This is a genomic window from Arthrobacter sp. ISL-5 (assembly GCF_018613835.1).
Lineage (GTDB): Bacteria > Actinomycetota > Actinomycetes > Actinomycetales > Micrococcaceae > Arthrobacter.
On record NZ_JAGGPM010000013.1, the window covers coordinates 83,299 to 104,529 of the forward strand.

At 66.4% G+C, this 21,231-nt stretch carries 14 protein-coding genes; 7 read left to right on the top strand and 7 right to left on the bottom strand.

Annotated features, from left to right (window positions below; all coding sequences use genetic code 11):
* The first annotated feature begins 119 nt into the window (after positions 1–119).
* Together J7I89_RS07030 and J7I89_RS07035 are read left to right on the top strand one after the other, a co-directional pair.
* Positions 120–1,550: a TrkH family potassium uptake protein gene (locus J7I89_RS07030; RefSeq protein ID WP_251045032.1), complete on the top strand. Its 1,431-nt coding sequence runs from the start codon at positions 120–122 to the stop codon at positions 1,548–1,550.
* Entirely contained in the window at positions 1,543–2,235 is a 693-nt protein-coding gene (locus J7I89_RS07035; RefSeq protein ID WP_214968588.1) for a TrkA family potassium uptake protein, read from the top strand. The genes J7I89_RS07030 and J7I89_RS07035 overlap by 8 nt, the downstream gene beginning before the upstream one ends.
* 6 nt (positions 2,236–2,241) lie before the next feature.
* On the opposite strand, the gene J7I89_RS07040 is transcribed toward J7I89_RS07035, so the two are convergent.
* Entirely contained in the window at positions 2,242–2,598 is a 357-nt protein-coding gene (locus J7I89_RS07040) for a hypothetical protein (protein ID WP_214968590.1), read from the bottom strand.
* Positions 2,599–2,958: 360 nt separating this feature from the next.
* Positions 2,959–4,794, bottom strand: coding sequence for an O-antigen ligase family protein (locus J7I89_RS07045; protein WP_214968592.1), 1,836 nt, complete (start codon positions 4,792–4,794; stop codon positions 2,959–2,961).
* Between the two features lie 327 nt (positions 4,795–5,121).
* Between J7I89_RS07045 and J7I89_RS07050 the strand changes: the two genes are divergently transcribed.
* Positions 5,122–9,729 carry an S-layer family protein gene (locus J7I89_RS07050; protein WP_214968594.1) on the top strand — a complete coding sequence of 1,536 codons (4,608 nt, stop codon included), beginning with the start codon at positions 5,122–5,124 and terminating at the stop codon, positions 9,727–9,729.
* A 122-nt stretch (positions 9,730–9,851) separates the two neighbouring features.
* Here J7I89_RS07050 and ppsA read toward each other — a convergent pair whose 3' ends face one another.
* From ppsA to J7I89_RS07065, 3 genes are all read right to left on the bottom strand, one after another.
* Positions 9,852–12,248, bottom strand: a complete 2,397-nt coding sequence (gene ppsA / locus J7I89_RS07055; RefSeq protein WP_214968596.1) for a phosphoenolpyruvate synthase — start codon at positions 12,246–12,248, stop codon at positions 9,852–9,854.
* A gap of 150 nt (positions 12,249–12,398) precedes the next feature.
* Positions 12,399–13,217, bottom strand: a complete 819-nt coding sequence (locus tag J7I89_RS07060) for a pyruvate, water dikinase regulatory protein (RefSeq protein ID WP_214968598.1) — start codon at positions 13,215–13,217, stop codon at positions 12,399–12,401.
* A 120-nt stretch (positions 13,218–13,337) separates the two neighbouring features.
* On the bottom strand, positions 13,338–13,499 hold the full coding sequence (locus tag J7I89_RS07065; protein WP_214968600.1) for a hypothetical protein: 162 nt from the start codon (positions 13,497–13,499) through the stop codon (positions 13,338–13,340).
* A 44-nt stretch (positions 13,500–13,543) separates the two neighbouring features.
* Here J7I89_RS07065 and J7I89_RS07070 point away from each other — a divergent pair, with 44 nt between their 5' ends.
* Entirely contained in the window at positions 13,544–16,717 is a 3,174-nt protein-coding gene (locus J7I89_RS07070; RefSeq protein WP_214968602.1) for a bifunctional cytochrome P450/NADPH--P450 reductase, read from the top strand.
* A gap of 119 nt (positions 16,718–16,836) precedes the next feature.
* On the opposite strand, the gene J7I89_RS07075 is transcribed toward J7I89_RS07070, so the two are convergent.
* Positions 16,837–17,028 (bottom strand): hypothetical protein, encoded by a 192-nt coding sequence (locus J7I89_RS07075; RefSeq protein WP_214968604.1) that lies wholly within the window; start codon positions 17,026–17,028, stop codon positions 16,837–16,839.
* Positions 17,029–17,119: 91 nt separating this feature from the next.
* On the opposite strand from J7I89_RS07075, the gene J7I89_RS07080 reads away from it, so the two are divergent.
* Genes J7I89_RS07080 through J7I89_RS07090 form a run of 3 tightly spaced genes read left to right on the top strand, consistent with a single transcriptional unit; the run spans position 17,120 to position 18,870 of the window.
* Positions 17,120–17,584, top strand: coding sequence for a hypothetical protein (locus tag J7I89_RS07080; RefSeq protein WP_214968606.1), 465 nt, complete (start codon positions 17,120–17,122; stop codon positions 17,582–17,584).
* Positions 17,585–17,596: 12 nt separating this feature from the next.
* The gene (locus tag J7I89_RS07085; RefSeq protein WP_214968608.1) at positions 17,597–18,292 is read left to right on the top strand and encodes a TetR/AcrR family transcriptional regulator; all 696 of its coding nucleotides are present in this window, start codon (positions 17,597–17,599) and stop codon (positions 18,290–18,292) included.
* Positions 18,289–18,870, top strand: coding sequence for a DUF2867 domain-containing protein (locus J7I89_RS07090; RefSeq protein WP_214968609.1), 582 nt, complete (start codon positions 18,289–18,291; stop codon positions 18,868–18,870). The genes J7I89_RS07085 and J7I89_RS07090 overlap by 4 nt, the downstream gene beginning before the upstream one ends.
* 41 nt (positions 18,871–18,911) lie before the next feature.
* Here the strand turns inward: J7I89_RS07090 and J7I89_RS07095 are convergent, their stop codons facing one another.
* Entirely contained in the window at positions 18,912–21,116 is a 2,205-nt protein-coding gene (locus J7I89_RS07095) for a S8 family serine peptidase (protein WP_214968611.1), read from the bottom strand.
* Positions 21,117–21,231 lie beyond the last annotated feature (115 nt).

Consider the following 21,231-nt stretch of genomic DNA (forward strand, 5'->3'; position numbering starts at 1 on the left):
CACGGGAGCGTAGCACCGGCCGCTTCCCGCCGCGGGCCGGAACCCGGGATCTTAACGCTTTCTTAACGCCACCTCGTTCAGGCCGTGCGCGGCGGATTCGCGGTGGTAGCGTGACGCATATGCGCGACGTTCCGGATTCCAAAGGGCGGCAGGACGCCTCCGGCGGAGTCCTCCACGGCCACTGGCATCGGGCGTCGAAGGCCTTTCCGGCCATCCTGAACATCCTGGCGCCGCAGCACCCCGCCCAGGTGATCGTCCTCGGCTTCGCGGCGGCAGTTGCCGTGGGAACCCTGCTGCTGATGCTGCCCGCAGCGCGGAACGGGCCGGAGGGCGCGCCTTTCCTGGATGCCCTGTTCACTTCCACGTCATCGGTCTGCGTGACCGGCCTGATCACCGTTGACACGCCGGTTTACTGGAGCGGCTTCGGCAAGGTGGTCATTCTGGCCCTGATCCAGGTGGGCGGATTCGGCGTGATGTCCTTCGGCACCCTGCTCGGCGTGCTCATGGCCCGCAGGCTGGGCCTCCGCTCGCGCCTCTCGGCGGCGGCCGAAATTAAGAGCACCGGCTTCGGCGATGTCCGCCGGGTGCTCCTGGGCGTGCTCGCCATCAGCCTGACCGTCGAGGTGACCCTCGCCGGGATGCTCGCGGCGCGGTTCGTGGCCGGGTACGGGTACGCGCCGGACCGTGCGCTCTGGCACGGCGTCTTCCATTCCGTGTCCTCGTTCAACAACGCCGGCTTCGCCCTGTACACGGACAACCTGATCGGGTTCGCCGGGGACCCCTGGATCTGCCTGCCCATCGCCGCGGCGGTGATCATCGGCGGCCTCGGCTTCCCGGTGCTGTTCGAACTCCGCCGCCAGTACCGCAAGCCCATCCACTGGAGCATGAACACCAAGCTGGTCCTGGTGGGCACCGCCGTGCTCCTCGCCAGCGGCACCGTCTTCCTCACCGCCGTCGAGTGGTCCAACCCCGCCACGCTGGGAGGCCTCAGGCCCGGCGAGCGCGTCCTTGCCGGCTTCTTCCAGTCGGTCATCACGCGCACGGCGGGCTTCAACAGCGTCGACATCGGGCAGATGCACCCGGTGTCCTGGATGGGGATGGACATCCTGATGTTCATCGGCGGCGGTCCGGCCGGAACAGCCGGCGGCCTGAAAATCACCACGTTCGGCGTGCTGTTCTTCATCCTGGCCACGGAGCTTCAGGGCGGGACGGCCGTGAACATCTTCGGCAAGCGCCTCTCACGGGCCGTGCACCGCCAGGCCATCACCGTGGTCCTGCTGGCCATCGCCCTGGTGGTGGGCTCCACCATGTTCCTGATGATCATCACGGACTTCGGGCAGGAACGGATCCTGTTTGAGGTCGTCTCGGCGTTTGCCACGGTGGGGCTCTCCACCGGAATCACCGCGGCCATGCCGCCGGCCGGCCAGGTGGTGCTGATCCTGCTGATGTTCATCGGCCGCCTCGGCCCGGTCACCCTGGGCGCCGCCCTTGCACTGCGGGAACGCCCTCCGCTCTACGAATACCCGAAGGAAAGGCCCCTCATTGGCTAAGAACATTTTCTCCCGCTCGGCCGGCAGCGAACCGCAGGCGGACTCCGTCGTCGTGATCGGGCTGGGCCGCTTCGGCGGGGCGCTGGCGCTGGAACTCGAAGCGCAGGGCACCGAGGTCCTGGGGATCGACGCGAACGAAGAGATCGTCCAGTCCTACAACGGCCGCCTGACCCACGTGGTCCGGGCGGACTCCACCAAGGAAGAGGTGCTGCGCCAGCTCTCGGTGCATGAGTTCGACCGGGCCGTGGTGGGCATCGGCTCGGACATCGAGGCCAGCATCCTGACGACGTCCCGCCTCCTGACTTTCCGCAAACCCCAGATCTGGGCCAAGGCCATCAGCGAACCGCATGCCGAGATCCTGAACCAGCTCGGCGTGGACCACGTGATCCGGCCGGAGCACGACATGGGCAAGCGGGTGGCCCACCTGGTCCGGGGTTCCCTGCTCGACTACGTGGAGTTCGAGGACGACTTCGTGATGATCCGCACCAGCCCTCCGCGGGAAGCCCAGGACCGACCGCTCGGCGTGCTGGGGCTCCGGGACAAGTACGGCATCACCATCGTGGCCGTCAAGCGCCCCGGCGGCATCTGGGGCCACACCACGGCCCAGACCGTCCTCTACGAGGAGGACCAGATCATCGTCCAGGGCAGCAAAACCCAGGCGGAGAGATTTAGCAACCTCACCTGACGCACGTCACCGCGCCTCCATGAAGACGACCTGCCTCAGGCTGGCGGCTGGCTTCGGTTTCGCGGCGGAGGCCGGCTTCAGATTCCCGACGGCGGCAGCTGGCTTCCGCGCGGCAGCCGGCTTCAGCTTCCCGACGGCGGCGGCCGGCTTTCCCACCGGGACGCGCCTGACGCTGAGCTGCTCGAGATCCAGCAGCCGGCGCGCGCCGGTCCGGGCATCGATGATCCAGAACAGGTCAATGTCTTCGAGTATGTTAGCCACTGTCCCACGGTGCGAGAGACGTCCCCGGTGCCAGGCCTCGATCTCCTCCCCCGCCGAGAGCTCCGCGCACGAACGCACCTCAAGGTCCTCATCCGTCATCATTGCTGTGTCCCCTTCCACGGTCCGGCTCAATATGCCCAGCCTGCACGATGAAGTTTTCTGCAGGGTTTCGAAATTGTGCTCCTTGTGTGTCTGCACTGTTTCCAGACGGGCGTAATACCGCACCACTGGGACACGACCCCGCCCAACCGGCCGCGCGGACAATATCACCGCCGAAGAGAATTTCCATTCTTTCCTAAAAAAACTGCGCTTTTCTTGATCAAATCTTGAGTCATTCTTGGGTTAAGAACTTCTCACTCCGGAATGTTTATGCAGAGTTCAATTTGCCGGAATCGAATTTCCACCCGGACAGGGTAATTATTCGTCACGGTTCGAGGACAGCCCGCCGTTAATTCCCCACAGCTAGCGTCCGGACAACGCATCTGCGCGCTGGCTGGCAGCCTGGGCGGCTTCGGCATTGCCCAATCGCTGATGGATATTCGCGAGGATGCGCCAGGGCGTGTCCAAGCCGGGGTCCAGGGCTGCCGCGTACTGCAGGTCCGCTACGGCCTCGGCGGGTCGCCCCAGGCCGAACTGGGCAACGCCCCGGTGCATATAGAGTCCGGTGGAATACGGGGCATCCCGGACCAGGTCGTCCAGCAGGTTTTTGGCCGCGCCCGGATCCCCGCTGTAGAGGTAACCGATGGCCAGCGCCGTCCCGGCCTCCTGCGAGCGCGGCGTCCGGTCCCGGGCCAGGCTTCCCCAATCGACGGCGTAGCGCGCCGCCCCCTGGTCCCCCGCCGTCGCCGGGCCGGCAAACGCCTGGGCCGCGAGCAGCGCGGTATCGCTGTCCCACGGCCTGAGCTGCCGGGCCTGCTGAAACGCTTGCTCGGCAAGGTCAGCATCCCCCGCCGCGGCAGCCTGGGCTCCAGAGCCCATCGGCCATTCGGCAATGGTGGCCGGGACGGCAACGGTCAGGCCGGCCGCGACGAGAACCAGGCCAGCCGCCGTCGAAACCCGTGAACGGAAGACGGAGAACCCCACGCCCTCGCACCCCACCAGGCCGCCGCACAGGAAAGCCACCAGAGCCGTGGTGCCGATTGACGTGAAGTGCGTCAGCAGCGCCAGACCGTAGGCGGCCGCCGTCACCAGCACCACGGCAAGGTACCGGCGGTCTGCACCGTGCCCGGCTTCCTTCATCCGCCGGACCACAGCCACCACGGCAACCGCACCGAGAACCAGGACCAACAGAAGCAGAGGAACTCCGCCAGAGGCCAGTGCCTGCAGGGGCCAGCTGTGCGGAGAATCGGCAGGGAAACTGTCGCCCACGGAGCGGGCCCACTCCTGGTTCAGATACGCCGGCAGCGCATCAACTAAGCCGCTCGGCCCAACGCCGAAGACCGGATCGGCGCCTATCAGGCCGAGGCTCCGGTCCCATAGCAGCCGGCGTCCGTCCACGGTTCCCGCGGACAGCAGCCGGTCACGGGCAGCGGGGACCAGCAGTACTCCGACGGCGACGCCCGCCACAGCGAGTGCGGCTCCCGCCGCGATTTTTGGCCGCGCCCAGGACCGGCCCCGCATCCACATGTAGGAGGCAAACAACGCCACGATCAGCAGCCCGGCCAGCGCAGCCCGGGAGCCCGAAAGGATCGCCACCCCGGCAGCGGCGAATAGGCCTGCCCGCCGCAGCCACATCTGCCATCCGCGCTCAGAACTACCGCCGGCGGACAACACTCCCGCGATGACGAAGCCCACCAGGCCCTGGTCCGTGGCATTCCCCAGCGTGGCGCCAGGCCGCACGTCAGCGGCCCCTCCCAGCGGCCGCAAACCCGCGCTTTCCAGGACTGCGATGGGCAGCAGAACCAAGGCGGCGGCGGCGAGCGACATGCTGAGAAGCTTGCGTCTCTGGCCGGCCGACGCACCGCCCAGGACCTTCGCGCCCACCGCGAACACGGCCACGTACACGCCAAGGGTCAACATTCCCTCGTAGCGCGGCCAGCGTCCGGCCATGCTGGCCAGCGGAGTATCGGACAAGAGCATGGCGACGGCGATCCACACCACGCAGGCGGCGGTCGCCGCCTGCACCGCCCAGGGAATCCGGGCCCGCAGCGGAGACAGCAGGCCGGCGAGGACGGCGATGATCACCACCACAAGCTTGATCCAGACGAACCTGAAAAGGCCTCCGGGCTGAAACACCAGGATTGACCCTGCCATCAGGATGATGCAGAGCGCGGGCAGCCGGGTAATCGCTTGCTTCATGCGCGGGTTGGTGACCTTTCAAGGGAGACTGCTCCAATATAACCGCCCCGCCCTGACACAGGACTATGTCAAGCCGACAAGAGGCACGGTTACTAACTCAATTGGACATACGGCCGAAATTTCTGGAAAAAGTACTTTGAATGCCGTTTATAACGGTTACACTGAGGCGTTCTTTGACAATTAAATGATGCGGCCCAGCTGCTGCATGACCCATGGGGGGTAAAAATGCTCGCTTTGAGCAGGCGATTCCGTTTCCGAATCGTCGTTTTATTATCGGTTCTGTCAGCGCTGGTACTGCTCGGCATAACGCCGGCCAACGCAGCAGACTTGTCGAATGCTTCGATCAGCGGAAAGGTGACGGCCCCTGCAGGCGTCGATCTCACCTCCGTCGGAATTACGGTCCACACCGCTGAGGCGTATTCCTACACTGGCTGGGGGGAGGTCGCCGCAGACGGCAGCTACACGGTCAGCGGCCTTCCGGCAGGTTCCTACAAGGTCCAATTCGGTGGTTCCAGCTCCGGTGCACTGAACCAGTGGTACTCGGGCGCATCGTCCTTTGACTCGGCCACACCCGTCACCCTTACGGCCGGCCAAAGCCTGGCCGGCATCGACGCAGCCCTCATCAAGGGCGCTTCCATCAGCGGGCACGTCACGGTCCCCGCAGGCATCGATCCCAGCTCAGTCGGCGTCTGGATCACCAGCACTGCCTATGGCCCCGACTGGTATTCCGGTTACGGGCAGGTTGGCCAGGACGGCGGCTACACCGTTCACGGAGTGCCTGCCGGCAGCTACAAAATCCAGTTCTCCGGAGGCAACTCGGGCGTCATCACCCAGTGGCATTCGGGAGCGTCGTCCTCCCAGACCGCTACGCCAGTAACGCTCACGGCAGGTCAGGATCTTGGCGGAATCAACGCGACCCTCGTCATGGGCGCCTCCATCAGCGGCAAAGTCACCGTTCCTGCCGGCGTGGATCCCGGTTCCTTGCAGGCCGACGTCCTCTCGGCTAACGGAAGCTACGGGGGATCTACCCAACTCGGCGCCGACGGCACGTACAAAGTCAACGGCCTTGCGGCAGGCAGCTACAAAGTCCGGTTCTCCGGGTACAACAGCGGCACCCTGCAGCAGTGGTACGCGGGCGCCTCGTCCGAAGCCACGGCCACGCCCGTGACGCTCGCCGCGGGCGAGGACCGTACCGGGATCGACGCGACCCTGGTCTTGGGCGCGTCTGTCAGCGGAACTGTTACCGTCCCCGCCGGGGTGAATCTTGGCTCCATTCAGGCCACGGTCTACCAGGCCGGCGGAACGAACCCCCACTACGTGGCTTCATCCTCGGTCAACGACGACGGCACTTACAAGGTGGCCGGTCTCCCGTCAGGCAGCTACAAAGTGCAGTTCGCCGGGTACAACACCGGCGCACTGGTGCAGTGGTATGCCGGCGCCTCATCCTTTGATGCCGCAACACCGGTCGCCCTGACCGAAGGCCAGGATCATGGCGGCGTCAACGCCACCCTGATCAAGGGCGCGTCAGTATCCGGCAAGGTCACCGCTCCGGCCGGCGTCAATCTGTCCGCGGTGCAGGCTTATCTCTATACGTCGGACAGCTACTCCTACGCGGGCTCTGCCGACGTCAGAGCGGACGGCTCCTACAAGTTTGCCGGCTTAGCGGCCGGGTCCTACAAGGTGCAGTTCAGCGCAGGAAGCTCGGGGTCACTTGATCAGTGGTACGGCGGCCTGTCGTTCACCGAGGCCACGCCCGTCCCCGTAGCGGACAGCCAGGATCTGACTCTGAGTGACACGCCTCTCGCCAAGGGCGCGTCCATCAGCGGCAAGGTCACGGCTCCTGCCGGCGTCGAGCTCTCCGCGGTGACGGCGTCCGTTTACAACGCTGACAACTTCCGGTCATACGCCGTGAACGCCCAGGTGCAGTCCGACGGCACGTACAAGGTGACCGGCCTCCGCGCCGGAAACTACAAAGTTCAATTCGCGGGCTATAACACCGGCGCGCTGAACCAGTGGTACGCGAACGCCACCACCATGGACTCGGCAACCACACTGCCTCTCACCGCAGGCCAGGACCTCACAGGCATCAACGCGACTTTGATCAAGGGCGCGTCCATCGCGGGCAAAATCACGGCTCCCGCCGGCGTCGACCTGACGATGGTCAACGTGTCCGCCACCGGAGAGGGAAGCGCCAACGGCTCGTATGGGCAGGTGAACGCCGACGGCACCTTCGCGGTCAAGGGACTTCCGGCGGGAACCTACAAGGTCAGTTTTTCCAACTACAACTCGGGCGCCCTGGACGAGTGGTACAACAACGTCCTGACCGCGGCGGAGGCCACTCCGATCACGCTCACGGCAGGCCAGGACCGCACGGCCGTTGATGCCACTCTTGCCAAGGGTGCCAGCATCAGCGGCAAGGTCACGCTGCCGGCAGCCGAATACTCCCCGAACGTCTTCGTCACTGCTTTCAGGGCAAGCGACAACACCATGGCCGGCTCCGCCAACTCGAATTTCGACGGCACTTACTCAATCCGCGGCCTGACGCCGGGCAGCTACAAAATCTCCTTCGGCTCCTACGGCACCGGAGCGCTGCCGCAGTGGTACAAGAACGCTTCGTCCATGGAAACTGCCACCACGGTGCCGGTCACCGAGGGCCAGGACCTGACCGCCATTGACGCAACCCTGATCAAGGGCGGCACCATCAGCGGCAAGATCACGGCCCCCGCAGGGACCAACCTCGCTGCATCGCAGGTCGTCGCGACGAAGAACGGGGTCAGCAATCCGGCCCCCGTGTACGGCTCCGTGAATTCCGACGGAACGTACTCCGTGATCGGGCTGGAGGGAGGCACGTACACGGTGCGGTTCTCCGGCGGCCAAAGCGGCGCCACGGATACCTGGCACGGCGGAGCAACGGCAGCGAGCGCCACCCCCGTGACAGTGGCGGTCTCGCAGACCGTGACGGGCGTGGACATGACCGTGATTACCGGAGCGTCCATCAAGGGAAAGATCGCCGGCACCAGCACCACCTACGGATACCCCGTCTCCGTGCTTGATGCCGCGGGCAAGAGTGTCAAGGAAGGTTTCTCGGACGCCGCCGGAAACTACAGTGTGGTGGGGCTTGCCGAAGGCTCCTACAAGGTAGCTTTCAACCGCTCCAGCGGCTATGCGCAGGAAGAAGCGCAGTTCTACCAGAACAAGCCCGAGTCCGCCGGTGCAGGCCAGGCGCAGTCGCTCCCGGTGACGGCAGGCCAGCAGGTACAGAACATTGACGCGACCCTGGCCACCGGTGGATCCCTCACCGGCACCGTGCTGAACAAAGACGGAAAGCCCTTCGCGGATGCATTCGTCCACGCTTACACCCCCGATGGTTCGCTCGTGACCCGCGCCAGTTTCACTGACGCGGCCGGAAAGTACACCATCAATGGCCTGACGTCAGGAAAGTACACGCTGCGGGTCATCGGCGGCCCGATTGCCGGGGACCTCTACTCGGGCAACGCCGCCACGGAAGCCGCGGCTACACCCGTGACGGTTGCCAGCGGCAGCGCCACCACGCACGATCTGTCGTACGCCACGGAACCCCTGACCGCACCGGTGCCCACCATCACGGGAACCGCCAAGGCGGGCTCGACCCTGACGGCGGTCCCGGGCACGTGGGGGCCGGGGCAGGTCGCGCTTTCCTATCAGTGGAAGTCCAACGGGACAGCCGTTGGACTCGCCATCGCCGGAGCCACCGCCAGCACGTACAAACTGACGGCGGCCGACGTCGGCAAGACCATAACCGTCACCGTGACGGGCACCAAGGCGGGCTACACGACGACGGCTAAGACGTCAGTGCGCACCGGCACGGTCATGGCCCTCAACCCTGTGCTCAGCGCACCGGTGCCCGCCATTACGGGCACGGCGAAGGTCGGCTACACGCTGACCGCGGCACCGGGCACCTGGGGACCGGTGCCGGTGGCGCTGGCGTACCAGTGGAAGGCAAACGGCATCGCCATCACCGGCGCCACCGCGAGCACCTACAAGCCTGCCTCCACGGTGGTGGGAAAGACGCTGACCGTCACGGTCACCGGAACAAAGGCGGGCTACACCACCGCGGCCAAGACCAGCGCGGCAACGGTCAAGGTCGCCGCCGGCACGCTCTCCGCGCCAGTACCCGTGATCACGGGCGCGGTGAAGGTCGGCTCCACGCTGACCGCAGCAGGCACGTGGGGCCCGTCACCGGTCACGCTGACGTACCAGTGGAAGGCCAACGGCATCGCCATCACCGGCGCCACCGCCAGCACGTACAGGCCGGCAGCAACCATGCTGGGCAAAACCCTTACCGTCACTGTCACGGGGTCAAAGGCCGGCTACATCGCGGTCGCCAAGACCAGCGCGGCAACGGCCAGGGTCGCAGCGGGAACTTTGACCGCACCGGTACCGGGCATCGCCGGCACCGCCAAGGTGGGCTACACGCTGACGGCAACTGGCGCTTGGGGGCCGGCACCGGTCGCCCTGAGGTACCAGTGGAAGGCAAACGGCATCGCCATCACCGGCGCCACCGCCAGCACGTACAGGCCGGTGTCGACGGTGGTGGGCAAAACCCTGACCGTCACCGTCACCGGAGCCAAGACTGGGTACACCACCGTAGCCAAGACCAGCGCAGCAACGCTCAGGGTGGCAGCGGGCACTCTGACGGCGCCGGCACCGAGGATCACCGGCACGGTCAGGGTGGGCTACACCCTGACCGCCGTTCCTGGCACCTGGGGACCGGCACCCGTCACGCTGACCTACCAGTGGAAGGCAAACGGCATCGCCATCACCGGCGCCACCGCCAGCACCTACAAGCCGGTCGCCGCGGTGCGAGGAAAGATCCTGACGGTCACGGTCACGGGTCGGAAGGCGGGCTACACCGCCGTCGCCAGGACGTCGGCGGCTACTGTCAAGGTGGTCTAGCAGTCACCGGTAAGCACTAACTGACGAAGCCCCGTCCAGATGATTGATTCTGGGCGGGGCCTCGTGCATCCGCCGTAACAACCGAGTGAGTCTTAACGCTGCTCCTCCATCGGCCGAAACTGCTAGGCGCCGACCCCTGCTTCGAGGGCAGCGCCGGCGAGCCGGAGCCAAGTATCCACCACGGTGTCGGGGTTCAAGGAGACGGAATCGATACCTTCCTCGACCAGCCACTCGGCGAAGTCCGTGTGGTCGCTGGGGCCCTGGCCGCAGATGCCGACATATTTGCCGCGCTCTTTGCAGGCCTTGATGGCCATGCTCAGGAGCTTCTTGACGGCGGGGTCGCGTTCATCGAAGCCGCCCGAGACAATCGCGGAGTCCCGGTCCAAGCCCAGGGCCAGCTGGGTCATGTCATTGGAGCCGATGGAGAATCCGTCGAAGTAGTCCAGGAACTCGTCGGCGAGCAGGGCATTGGACGGAATTTCACACATCATGATCACCTCCAGGCCGTTCTCGCCGCGGGTGAGGCCGTTCTCGGCCAGCAGCTCGATGACGCCGCGGGCCTCGTCCAGGGTCCGCACGAACGGGATCATCAGCTTGACGTTGGTCAGCCCCATCTCGTTGCGGACGAAGGACAGGGCCTCGCACTCGAGGTCGAAGCAGTCCCGGAAGGACGGTTCCAGGTACCGTGAGGCGCCGCGGAAGCCGATCATCGGGTTCTCTTCGTGCGGCTCGTAGGCGGGTCCGCCGATCAGGTTGGCGTACTCGTTGGACTTGAAGTCGGACATGCGCACAATCACGGGTTCCGGCGCGAAGGCCGCCGCGATGGTGGACACGCCTTCGGCCAGGCGCTTGATGTAGTAGTCGCGCGGGCCGTCGTACGCGGCGATCCGCTCACGGATTTCCGCGGCGACGTCCGCCGGCTGCTCGTTCAGGTTCAGCAGTGCCTTGGGGTGGATGCCGATCTGGCGGTTGATGATGAATTCGAGCCGGGCCAGGCCCACTCCGTGGTTGGGAAGCTGCGCGAACGTAAACGCCTGTTCCGGGGTGCCGACATTCATCATGACCTTGACGGGGGCCTCGGGCAGCTGGGTGATCTCGGCTTCCTCGACACTGAAGTCCAGGAGCCCTTCGTAGATCAAGCCGGTCTCACCGTCGGCGCAGGAGACGGTGACTTCGAGGCCGTCGGAGAGGGCGTCCGTGGCGACTCCGGTGCCGACGACGGCGGGAATTCCCAGTTCCCGGGCAATGATAGCCGCGTGGCACGTGCGCCCGCCGCGGTTGGTCACGATCGCGGAGGCACGTTTCATGATCGGTTCCCAGTCCGGGTCGGTCATGTCTGCGACGAGGACATCGCCAGTCTTGAAGGCGGCCATCTGGTCGATCGCGGTGAGGATGCGTACGCTGCCGGCGCCGATGCGCTGGCCGATGGCGCGGCCTTCGACCAGCACCCGGCCGGTCCCGTTGAGGCGGAAACGGCTCAGGCTGCCGGAGGCCCGGCGGGACTGCACGGTCTCCGGGCGTGCCTGCAGGATGTACAGGCCGCCGTCGACCCCGTCCTTGCCCCATTCGATGTCCATCGGGCGGCCATAGTGGTTCTCGATGGCGACGGCGTGCCGGGCGAGCTGCTCAACGTCGTCGTCGCTGAGGCTGAAGCGGTTCCGCAACGAGGCCTCGACCGGTACGAAGTCGATGGTACGGCCGACCTCGCGGCTGCTCGTGTAAGTCATCTGGAGGGCCTTCTCGCCCAGTCCGCGCTTGAGGATGGCGGGGCGGCCAGCCTGCAGCGCGGGTTTGTACACGTAGAATTCGTCGGGGTTCACGGCGCCCTGGACGACGGCCTCGCCGAGGCCGTAGGAGGACGTGACGAATACGGCGTCCTGGAACCCTGACTCCGTGTCCATGGTGAACATGACACCGGAGGCGCCGACGTCGGAGCGCACCATCCGCTGGATGCCGGCAGAGAGCGCCACCTCGGCGTGTTCGAACTTGTGGTGCACGCGATAGGCGATGGCCCGGTCGTTGTAGAGAGACGCGAACACGTCCTTGATGGCGAGCAGGATGTTCTCGATGCCGCGGACGTTCAGGAAGGTTTCCTGCTGCCCGGCGAAGGAGGCGTCGGGAAGGTCTTCGGCCGTTGCGCTAGACCGGACGGCCCAGGAGAGGTCCTCGGAGCCCCCGTGCTTGTCCACCAGTTGCTGGTAGGAGTTCCGGATCTGCGTTTCGAAGTCCGGCAGGAAGGGGGTCTCGCGCATAAGGGTCCGGATTTCCTGGCCAGCCGCGGCGAGGGCTGTCACGTCGTCGGTGTCCAGTCCGACCAGGCGGTCGGCGATCTTCTGGTCCAGGCCGGAGTCTGTAAGGAAGGTGCGGTAGGCGTCGGCCGTCGTGGCGAAGCCGTCCGGGACCTGGACGCCGGCAGAGGTCAGGTTCTGCACCATCTCACCGAGGGAGGCGTTTTTCCCGCCCACCCGGTCCAGGTCCTTGAGTCCGAGTTCCGAGAACCACAGGATGTCTGTCGTCATAGTTGCTGCTCCTTTGCAGATGATGGCATGCAGATGTGCCGCCCCGCTCGCGGCGATGGCCGGTTGGTGGGCGCGAATCCTGTCCACAGTGTCAGGTCTCGAGCGCTCTTTCCACATGATGTGCGCCACACCGGGCTTGTGAAACTTTTCCTAATGTTTGAGGTTCATGCGCTGCAGGATGGTGGCCGCCATTTCCTCCACGGACACCGTGGCTGAATTCAGGTACGGAATCCGGTGGGATACGTACAGCTGCTCGGCGCTGCGCAGCTCGAAGCCGCACTGCCGCAGCGACGCGTAGGGTGAGCCGCGGCGCCGTTCGGTGCGGATCTGGCTCAGGCGCAGGGGGTTGGAGGAGAGGCCGAAACATTTCTCAACGAAAGGCCGCAGCGGCTTGGGTAGCCCCTCCCGCTGAAAGTCCTCGTCCACCAGCGGGAAGTTCGCGGCGAAGATTCCGTGTTGCAGCGCCAGGTACATGGTGGTGGGTGTCTTTCCGCAGCGGGACGGCGCCACCAGGATGACCTGCGCCTTTTCCAGCGCGCGCAGGCTCTGGCCGTCGTCGTGTTCCATGGCGTACTCGACGGCGGCCATCCGGGATCGATACCGCTCCGCATTGCCCAGGCCGTGCGCCCGCCCCGGTTCTCCGCTCGCCGGGGTGCCGAGGGCGTGCTCCAGCTGTCCGACATGCGTCCCGATGAGGTCCACGATGATTCCGTTGCACGTCGCCAGGGTCTGCCGGACATCGCTGCTGACAGCGGTGGAAAAGACAATCGGCCGCAGGCCGGTGGCGGCCAGTTTGTCGATGGAGCCGACCACCGTCCTGGCCTGTTCGACGGTCGTGATGAAGGGGACCGTGATGCGGTCAAAGTTATTAGCGGGGAACTGCGTCAACAAGGTGTTGCCGAGCGTTTCCGCTGTGATGCCGGTGCTGTCCGAAAGGAAGTAGACGGGCCGAAGATCGTCATTGGTCATGAACGAATTCTCCACTAGCTCAACTGCTCGCGTACAACGCCACCAACTCATGGTCTGGAGAGGATTCGGATAACGGACATCATGGGTCCGATAAGTCCGGTAGCAGTCCCACTTGCCGCATCAGGAAACGAACTCCAGCGAGAGCAGGACTCCGAGGACTTTGGCACCGAGGTCAACGTTGAGGATGCCACCCGTTGCGTCCCGGAAATTTCCCGTAGTGCCCCGGAACTGACCGGAGTATCCTGTGTCGAGTCCGGACAGTGCCGTCCGGTCAGGCAGCAATTAGAGCTCACTGAGCGTCGATTGAGAATCGCCTAGGAGGGGCCATGACTTCGCCCACCGTCCCCATACCGCAGCCTCCCCCGAAGCCGGTGGTCGGCAACCTGCCGGACATCGATTCCAGCAAGGGGATCCTGGGAATAGCCGAGGTGGCCGAGCGGTACGGCCCCATTGTCCGCATCCAGTTCTTCAACCGCAGCGTCATAGCCGTCTCCTCCCAGCAGCTCGTCAACGAAGTGTGCGACGAGTCCCGTTTCGGCAAGGTGCTGGGCGTTTCCCTGCGGGAGGTGCGGGACTTCATCGGAGACGGCCTGTTCACCGCACGGACAGAAGAACCGAACTGGCAAAAGGCGCACCGGATCCTGATGCCGGCGTTCGGGCCCGCGGCGCTGAAGCGGATGTTCAGCGGCATGGACGACATCGCCGAGCAGCTGCTCCTCAAGTGGGAAAGGCTCGGCCCCACGGCCCGGATCGATGTTCCGGACAACGCCACCCGGCTGACCCTGGACACCATTGCCCTGTGCTCGTTCAGCTACCGCTTCAACAGCCTCTACCGGGAGGAGCTGCATCCCTTCGTCGGGGCCATGGTCCGTGCCCTGGTCGAATCCGGGAGCCGGGCGCGCAGGCTCCCGGTCCAGAACAAGATCATGCTGCGCAGGCGCCACCAGCTCGAGGAAGACAATGCCCTGATGTTCGAGGTGGCCGACCAGATGATCAGCGACCGGCGCCGCAACCCCAGCCCGCCGGGCAGCGAAGACATCCTGGACACCATGCTCAACGCGGCGGACCCGATGACCGGTGAGCGGTTGTCCGAGGACAACATCCGCTATCAGATGGTCACCTTCCTGGTGGCCGGGCATGAGACCACCAGCGGCCTGCTGTCCTTCGCGCTCTACGAACTGCTGCGCCATCCCAATGTCCTGGCCAAGGCGCGCGCCCAGGTGGACGAGGTCCTCGGCACCGAGGGCGCACGGTTCGAGCACCTGCCCCGGCTGGGGTATCTGGACCAGATCCTGAAGGAAACGCTCAGGCTCTGGCCCACCGCCCCCGGATTCAACGTCGCCCCGTTCGAGGACACGACGCTCGGCGGCCGCTACCAGGTCCCCGCGGGGCAGGGCATCCTGGTCCTGATCCCGCAGCTGCACCGGGACAAGGCGGCGTGGGGCGAGGACGCGGAGCTCTTCGATCCGGACCGGTTCTCGCCCGAACGTGCCGCGGAAATCCCTGCCAATGCCTGGAAGCCCTTCGGCAACGGCCAGCGTTCCTGCATCGGCCGTGGATTTGCCCTGCAGGAGGCCATGCTGTTCCTGGCCAAGCTCCTGCAGCGCTTCGACATCACGCCGGCCGACCCCGGCTATGAACTGAAGATCCACCACACGCTGACCATGAAGCCCGAGGGGCTCTTCATCAACGTGAGCCGGCGGAACGTGAAGATCCAAGCGGCCAGCGAGGCCGCCGTCGAACTTGCCCGGCAGGCCGAGGCGCCGGCGGCAGCCGCCAACGGAGTCCCGCTCCGTGTGCTCTACGGGTCCAACGCGGGAACCTCCCAGGACTTCGCCCAGCGCATTGCGAACGACGCCGGGCGGCGCGGTTACAGCCCCACCATCGGTCCGCTCGACGACGCGGCCGGCGGACTGCCGACGGCGGGGATCGTCGCCATTGTGGCCTCCTCCTATGAGGGGCAGCCGCCGGACAACGCCCGGAAGTTCATGGCCTGGACCGAGGGCCTGCAGCCTGGCAGCCTCTCCGGGGTGCGGTACACGGTGTTCGGCAACGGAAACAAGGACTGGGCGCGGACCTACCAGGAGGTGCCCAAGGCCATCGACGCCCGGCTGGAGGCCGCCGGCGCCACGCAGATCTATGAACGGGGCGAGGCCAACGCCCGCGGCGATTTCTTCGGCGATTTCGACGAGTGGTACGCCGGCTTCTGGCCCGCCGTCGACGGCGCGCTCGGGCAGAGCACCAGCTCGCCGGCCGCACAGCCCGAGCTGGAGATTCAGTTCGTGGGCAACGTCCGGGAACCGCTGCTGCGCCAGAACGGGCTGGCACTCGGCACGGTGGTGGCAAACCGTGAACTGGTGGACATGGCCAAGCCAGGAGCCAAGTCCAAGCGGCATGTCGAGATCGCCCTGCCCGAGGGGATGAGCTACCGGACGGGCGACTATCTGGCCGTGCTGCCGCTGAATCCCAGCGAACTCGTGCAGCGGGCCCTAAGCCGCTTCAACCTCGACTACGACTCGCACGTCCTGCTGAGCATGGAGCAGGGTGACACGTTCCTGCCCACCGGTTCGCCTGTGGCCGTGGGCGAGCTGCTCAGCAGTTACGTCGAACTTGCGGTCCCGGCCACGCGGACCCAGCTCGAGTACCTGGCCGACGTGGCCGAGGATCCCGCCCACCGCTGGGAGCTTGAGGCCCTGGCGGAGGACCGCGAGCGCCATGCGGCCGAGATCCTGGACAAGCGCGTCTCCCTCCTGGACCTGCTGGAGAGGTACCCGTCGTGCAAGCTGTCGTTCAGCTCGTTCCTGCAGCTGCTGACCCAGCTGGCGCCGCGGCGGTACTCCATCTCGTCGTCCCCGCTCTGGAGTCCGGACCATGTGACCCTAACGTTCGCCGTCATCCAGGCTCCGGCGTGGTCGGGCCGCGGCGTCTTCGAGGGTGCCGCCTCCACCTACCTCGCCCAGGCCAGGCCCGGGACACGGGTCGCGGTCACGGTGCGTCCCTCGAATACCGCCTTCCACCCGCCCCAGTCCCTGGAGGTCCCGCTCATCATGGTCTGTGCCGGCACCGGGCTGGCGCCCTTCCGGGGGTTCGTCCAGGACCGGGCACTGCGGGCCGAGGCCGAGGGCACCAAGCCGGCGCCCTCCATGCTGTTCTTCGGCTGCCGGGCTGAGGACACCGACTTCCTCTACCGGGCGGAGCTGGCATCCTGGGCAGACGAAGCCAACCTCGACCTCCGGCCGGTCTTCTCCACCGCACCCACAGACGGCCAGAAGTACGTCCAGCACCGGCTCTGGGCGGACCGCGCCGATGTGAAGGAGCTGGTCAGGCAGGGCGCCACAGTCTACGTCTGCGGCGACGGCAAGAACATGGCGCCGCAGGTCCGCGACACGTGCGCACAGATCTACCAGGAGGCGACCGGCGCCTCTGAGGCGGATGCCGACGCGTGGATGGATGAGGTGGAACGCACGCACGGCAGGTACGTGGCGGACATCTTCACGTGAAACTGCAGGATGTGGTCAAGCCGGCTGGCACCGCCTATGTCCGGGCTCCAGACCCGCCCCGGAAGGCGGAGCCTGAAGCCCGGACAATCAGCGTTTGGTTTACCTCAGTCCAGGGCTGCTCAGCAGGTAAGAGCCCCCGTGCCGGTCAGTCCGCGCGAGTTGGACGCCGAGCACCTGAAAATGACGGTGCCTGGCGGTTGCTCGATGACCAGGGAAATCGACGTCACCGTCAGGACCGGGTTCACGCCGGTCCAGTTGCTGTTCGGGCAGCCGGCTGCGGCCCCGCTGATCTGGCTTGGTGCTGTCAGCACAGCGGGGTTGGTGTTGCGAGAGGGTATTGATTTATATACATACGCGTATGTATGGTTCTGTCTCAGTGGTTCCATGAGGAGGAAGGGCCGCATGAAAATCCAACCAGCCGACCAGGTACGTCAGATCGACGCGACCGATCCGGTCGCAGCCGCTCACCCGTACGACTACGCCGACGCCTTCGAAGTTCGCTTACCCGAGCCGGATCCCCACTCGCCCGAAACTTGGCTCCGGGCCGGAATGCGATCCACGTCGCCGACGGTGAAGCGAATCCTGCGCATGATGGGAATACGAAGCGCCCCCACTACCCCGTCGCCCGATCGTCTGGGCCCTTTTCGGATTGTCGAATCCGGACCCGAGGTGATCCATTTGGAGACGCACTTTCCGCTGATGCGCGTTGCCGTGGTGGGACGCAGGGTCGAGCCGACGCGGCGGACGCTCACAACCGTTCTTTACTACGAGCGGCCCGTGCTCGCCCGCCTCGTCTGGGCGCTCGTCGGCCCGGGGCATCGCCGAACGGTGCGGCAGCTCATCACGAGCAAGACTGCGACGAATTGAATGGAGCGGGCGTTGCTCCGACCGGACGCAAACGACGAGACACGGGAGCGGTTGATCGAGCCGGATCACGCCGGCCGTCGTCGTCCCACCCAGGCAGACCGGAGGGCGCGCACTCGCAACGCACTGCTCGAGTCGGCCGCACGCGGACTGTCCCGCTACGGCTACGGCAACCTCAAGCTTGAGCAGGTCGCCCAAGATGCCGGGTACACGCGCGGGGCGCTCTACCACCAATTCAAGGACAAGCAGGACCTGGTCCTGGCCGTGATTGAGTGGGTTCTTCAGACAATGCGGCAGGAGGTTTTTGCCCGCGTCGACCAGGAATCGGAGCCCGTCACGGCGCTGCTCACCCTGGCCCGCGGGCACGCCATCTTCTGTCGACGTGATATCGCGCGCATGGCTCTCGCGGTGCGGCTCGAATTCTCCGGACAGGACCATCCTGTCGGGCGCGAGATCGAGCGGAGTTACGAACTGCTCGTCCAGAGCTGTGTCCGCCTGATCGACGCCGGACGCGAGAACGGAACCATCCCACCCGGCCCGCCAACCAGTACCGTCGCCCTCGCGTTCGTCGGCGCGCTCGAGGGGACCGTGGCCGCAGTGGCGGGACTGGCCCCGCATGACGAACTCCTCGCAGCCCGTGCCGTAGCCGGCGTACTCGGACTCGACCCCGTTGCCGTGACGCAGAACCGGATGAAGGAGACCACGAAGTGAAACTCCCGAAGACAGCACACACCACCCGACCCTGGCGGATCCACGAAATCACACCCGACTTCCGCCTCGAGGACGTGTGGGCATTGCCGACGCCGGGTGGCCCCGACGATCTCGCACGTCTGGTGCGACAGTTCACTTCGGCTGACATGCCGCGCCGAACGTCTTTTTTCACCCGCACGCTCTTCGAGATCCGTTGGAAGCTCGGGAAATTGCTCGGGTGGGACAAGTCGGAGACCGGCCTCGGCTCGCGGGTGCAGTCGCTACGCGACAGATTGCCGTTGGATCTTCGCGGCGCTCCACCCGCGCTGGACCTCCCCACGGGTCCATTCACCTGTGTGTACCAGACCGACGACGAATGGGCGGCGGAGATCGCGAACCGGACCGTGCACGCGGTGATGCACATTGGCTGGGTCCAGGACGAGGCCGGCGGTTACCACGGCCAGATGGCCGTCCTGGTGAAGCCCAACGGAATCGTCGGGAAGATCTACATGGCCGTAATCGCGCCATTCCGCCACCTCATCGTGTACCCGTCGCTAATTGGAGCGATCGGACGGAATTGGCAGGCCGGTATGTCTTAGAGTCCTCGGGTTTTTCCTCGGGTATCGGCGGCGCTCCGAGCCTAGTTCCAGCCCGACCCCGCCTGGACCCGGCCGAGCCAGCCGCCGGTGCCGCTGCCCTTGTACAGCCAGAGCGCTCCGGCGGTGTCCACGGCGAGGACGTCGTTACGGGCGTCTCCGCTGAAGTCGCCCCGGCCGGTGATGGTGGTCATGGCGTTCCAGCCTGAACCGGCCTGGACCCGGCCGAGCCAGCCGCCGGTGCCGCTGCCTTTGTACAGCCAGAGCGCACCGGCGGTATCGCGGGCCAGGACATCGGCTTTCCTGTCGCCGTTCATGTCCCCGGGACCCACGACGGCGGTCATCGCGTTCCAGCCTGAACCGGCCTGGACCCGGCCGAGCCAGCCGCCGGTGCCGCTGCCTTTGTACAGCCAGAGCGCACCGGCGGTATCGCGGGCCAGGACATCGGCTTTCCGGTCGCCGTTCATGTCCCCGGGACCCACGATGGCCGTCATGCCGTTCCAGCCGGTCCCGGCCTTCACCCGTCCGAGCCAGCCGCCGCGGCCGTTGCCCTGGTACAGCCACAGGGCGCCGGACCCGTCACGGGCCAGCACGTCGTTCCTGCCGTCGCCGTTCATGTCCCCGGAGCCCACGATGGCCGTCATGCCGTTCCAGCCCGTCCCGGCCTTCACCCGTCCGAGCCAGCCACCCCGGCCGTTGCCCTGGTACAGCCACAGCACGCCGCCGTTGTCGCGGGCCAGGACGTCGGCCTTCCCGTCGCCGCTCAGGTCACCGGCGGCAACAACCATGTTGATGTGCAGCACCGCGGCCGCGGCATCCGCCAGGCCGGCCCCGCACCCTGCCGGGCAGCCTCCGGGCACGGGCCGCGCGGTGCTCTTCAGCCGTGCCTCGACGGCGGCGGGGGTGGCCCCCGGGCCCATCTGGGCCATGAGCAGCGCGGCTGCGGCGGATACGTGCGGAGCCGCCGCGGACGTGCCCTCGGCGAAGTAGTAGGCCTCCGGTCCGGCCGTGGTGGGGCCGTCGTTCAGCGTGGACAGGATGCCGCCCGGAACGCCGCTGTTGGCGTCTCCGCCGGGGAGGGGTGTCATGTCGCCGCCGGGGGCCGTGACGTCTACTGCGGTCCCGAAGTTCGAGTAGGGGGCAAGCGCACCGCTGGGTCCGCTGGCCGCAACGTTGATGACGTTCTGGCAGTTGCCGGGGCTGGAGGACGCGGCCTGCGCGCTTTCGTTGCCGGCGGCCGTCACCACGGCCGCTCCCCTGCCGGCGGCGGTGTTGATGGCCTCCTGGAAGGCCTGCGAGCAGGCTTCGGTGCCGCCGAGGCTGAGGTTGATGACGCGCGCCGGAGTGGCATTGTCCGGTACGCCCGCCACGGAGGCTCCCGATGCCCAGACCAGGGCGTCCGCAATGTCAGAGGTGCGGCCTCCACACGGGCCCAGAACCCTCACGGGCAGGATCTTGGCCTGCGGGGCAATCCCGGCGACGCCTTCTGCGTTGCCGGCGACGGCGGCGATGACGCCCGCCACGTGGGTGCCGTGCCACGACGAATCCATTTCGGGGGTGCCGTTGGTGCACTGGCCGATGTCAGTCCAGTCGCCTTCGTCCCTGGGGTTGGCGTCGCGGCCATTGCCGTCCCGGGCATTGTCGGGATCGGCGATCATGTCATAGCCCGGCAGCACATTGGCGTTCAGGTCGATGTGGCTGGTGATGCCGGTGTCCACCACCGCCACCACCACGCCGCTGCCCCGGGTGACATCCCAGGCACGCGTGACCCGCATGCCGCCCGGCTGCTCGGAAAGCGGCCACTGGAATTCGAAGTACGTATCGTTCGGGTCCGCAGCCTTGGCCTGAAGCAGGGCGTCCGGTTCGGCATAGGCCACAGCCGGATCGGCGCGCAGCGAGGCCAGGAGCTTGGCAGCGTCCGCGGCGCCCAGCTCCTTGTCGGTCCGCAGCACGCGGGCTCCGCTCGAGGTGGCCCGGATGTCCTTGACGGCGGCGCCCAGCTTGGCCGCGGCCCGGGCGTAGGCCCTGGCCCGCTCCGCGGGGGCCCTTGCGGCCGGGTCCTTGAATTTCACAATGAACTGGTCCGTGGGCGCGGGAGCGGTGGACGACGCCCGGCGCGGCGCCGCGGGCGGCACGGCCGGGTCGTCTGCAGCCGAGGCCGGGGGCGCGATTAGCGCGCCCGCAACCAGGGCGGCAACGCCGGCCGAGGTCAGCAAAGAGGACAAGTAAGTGCGGCGCGTCTGAGACATTGAGACCATCCTGTGCGGCGCCCAGACCACTGATGGCCGGAACGCAGAAAAAAGCGCGGCCCCCGCCGCGTCAAAATGAGTGTAACCGGTGGACCCGACTTTTGTGATGCAGGGC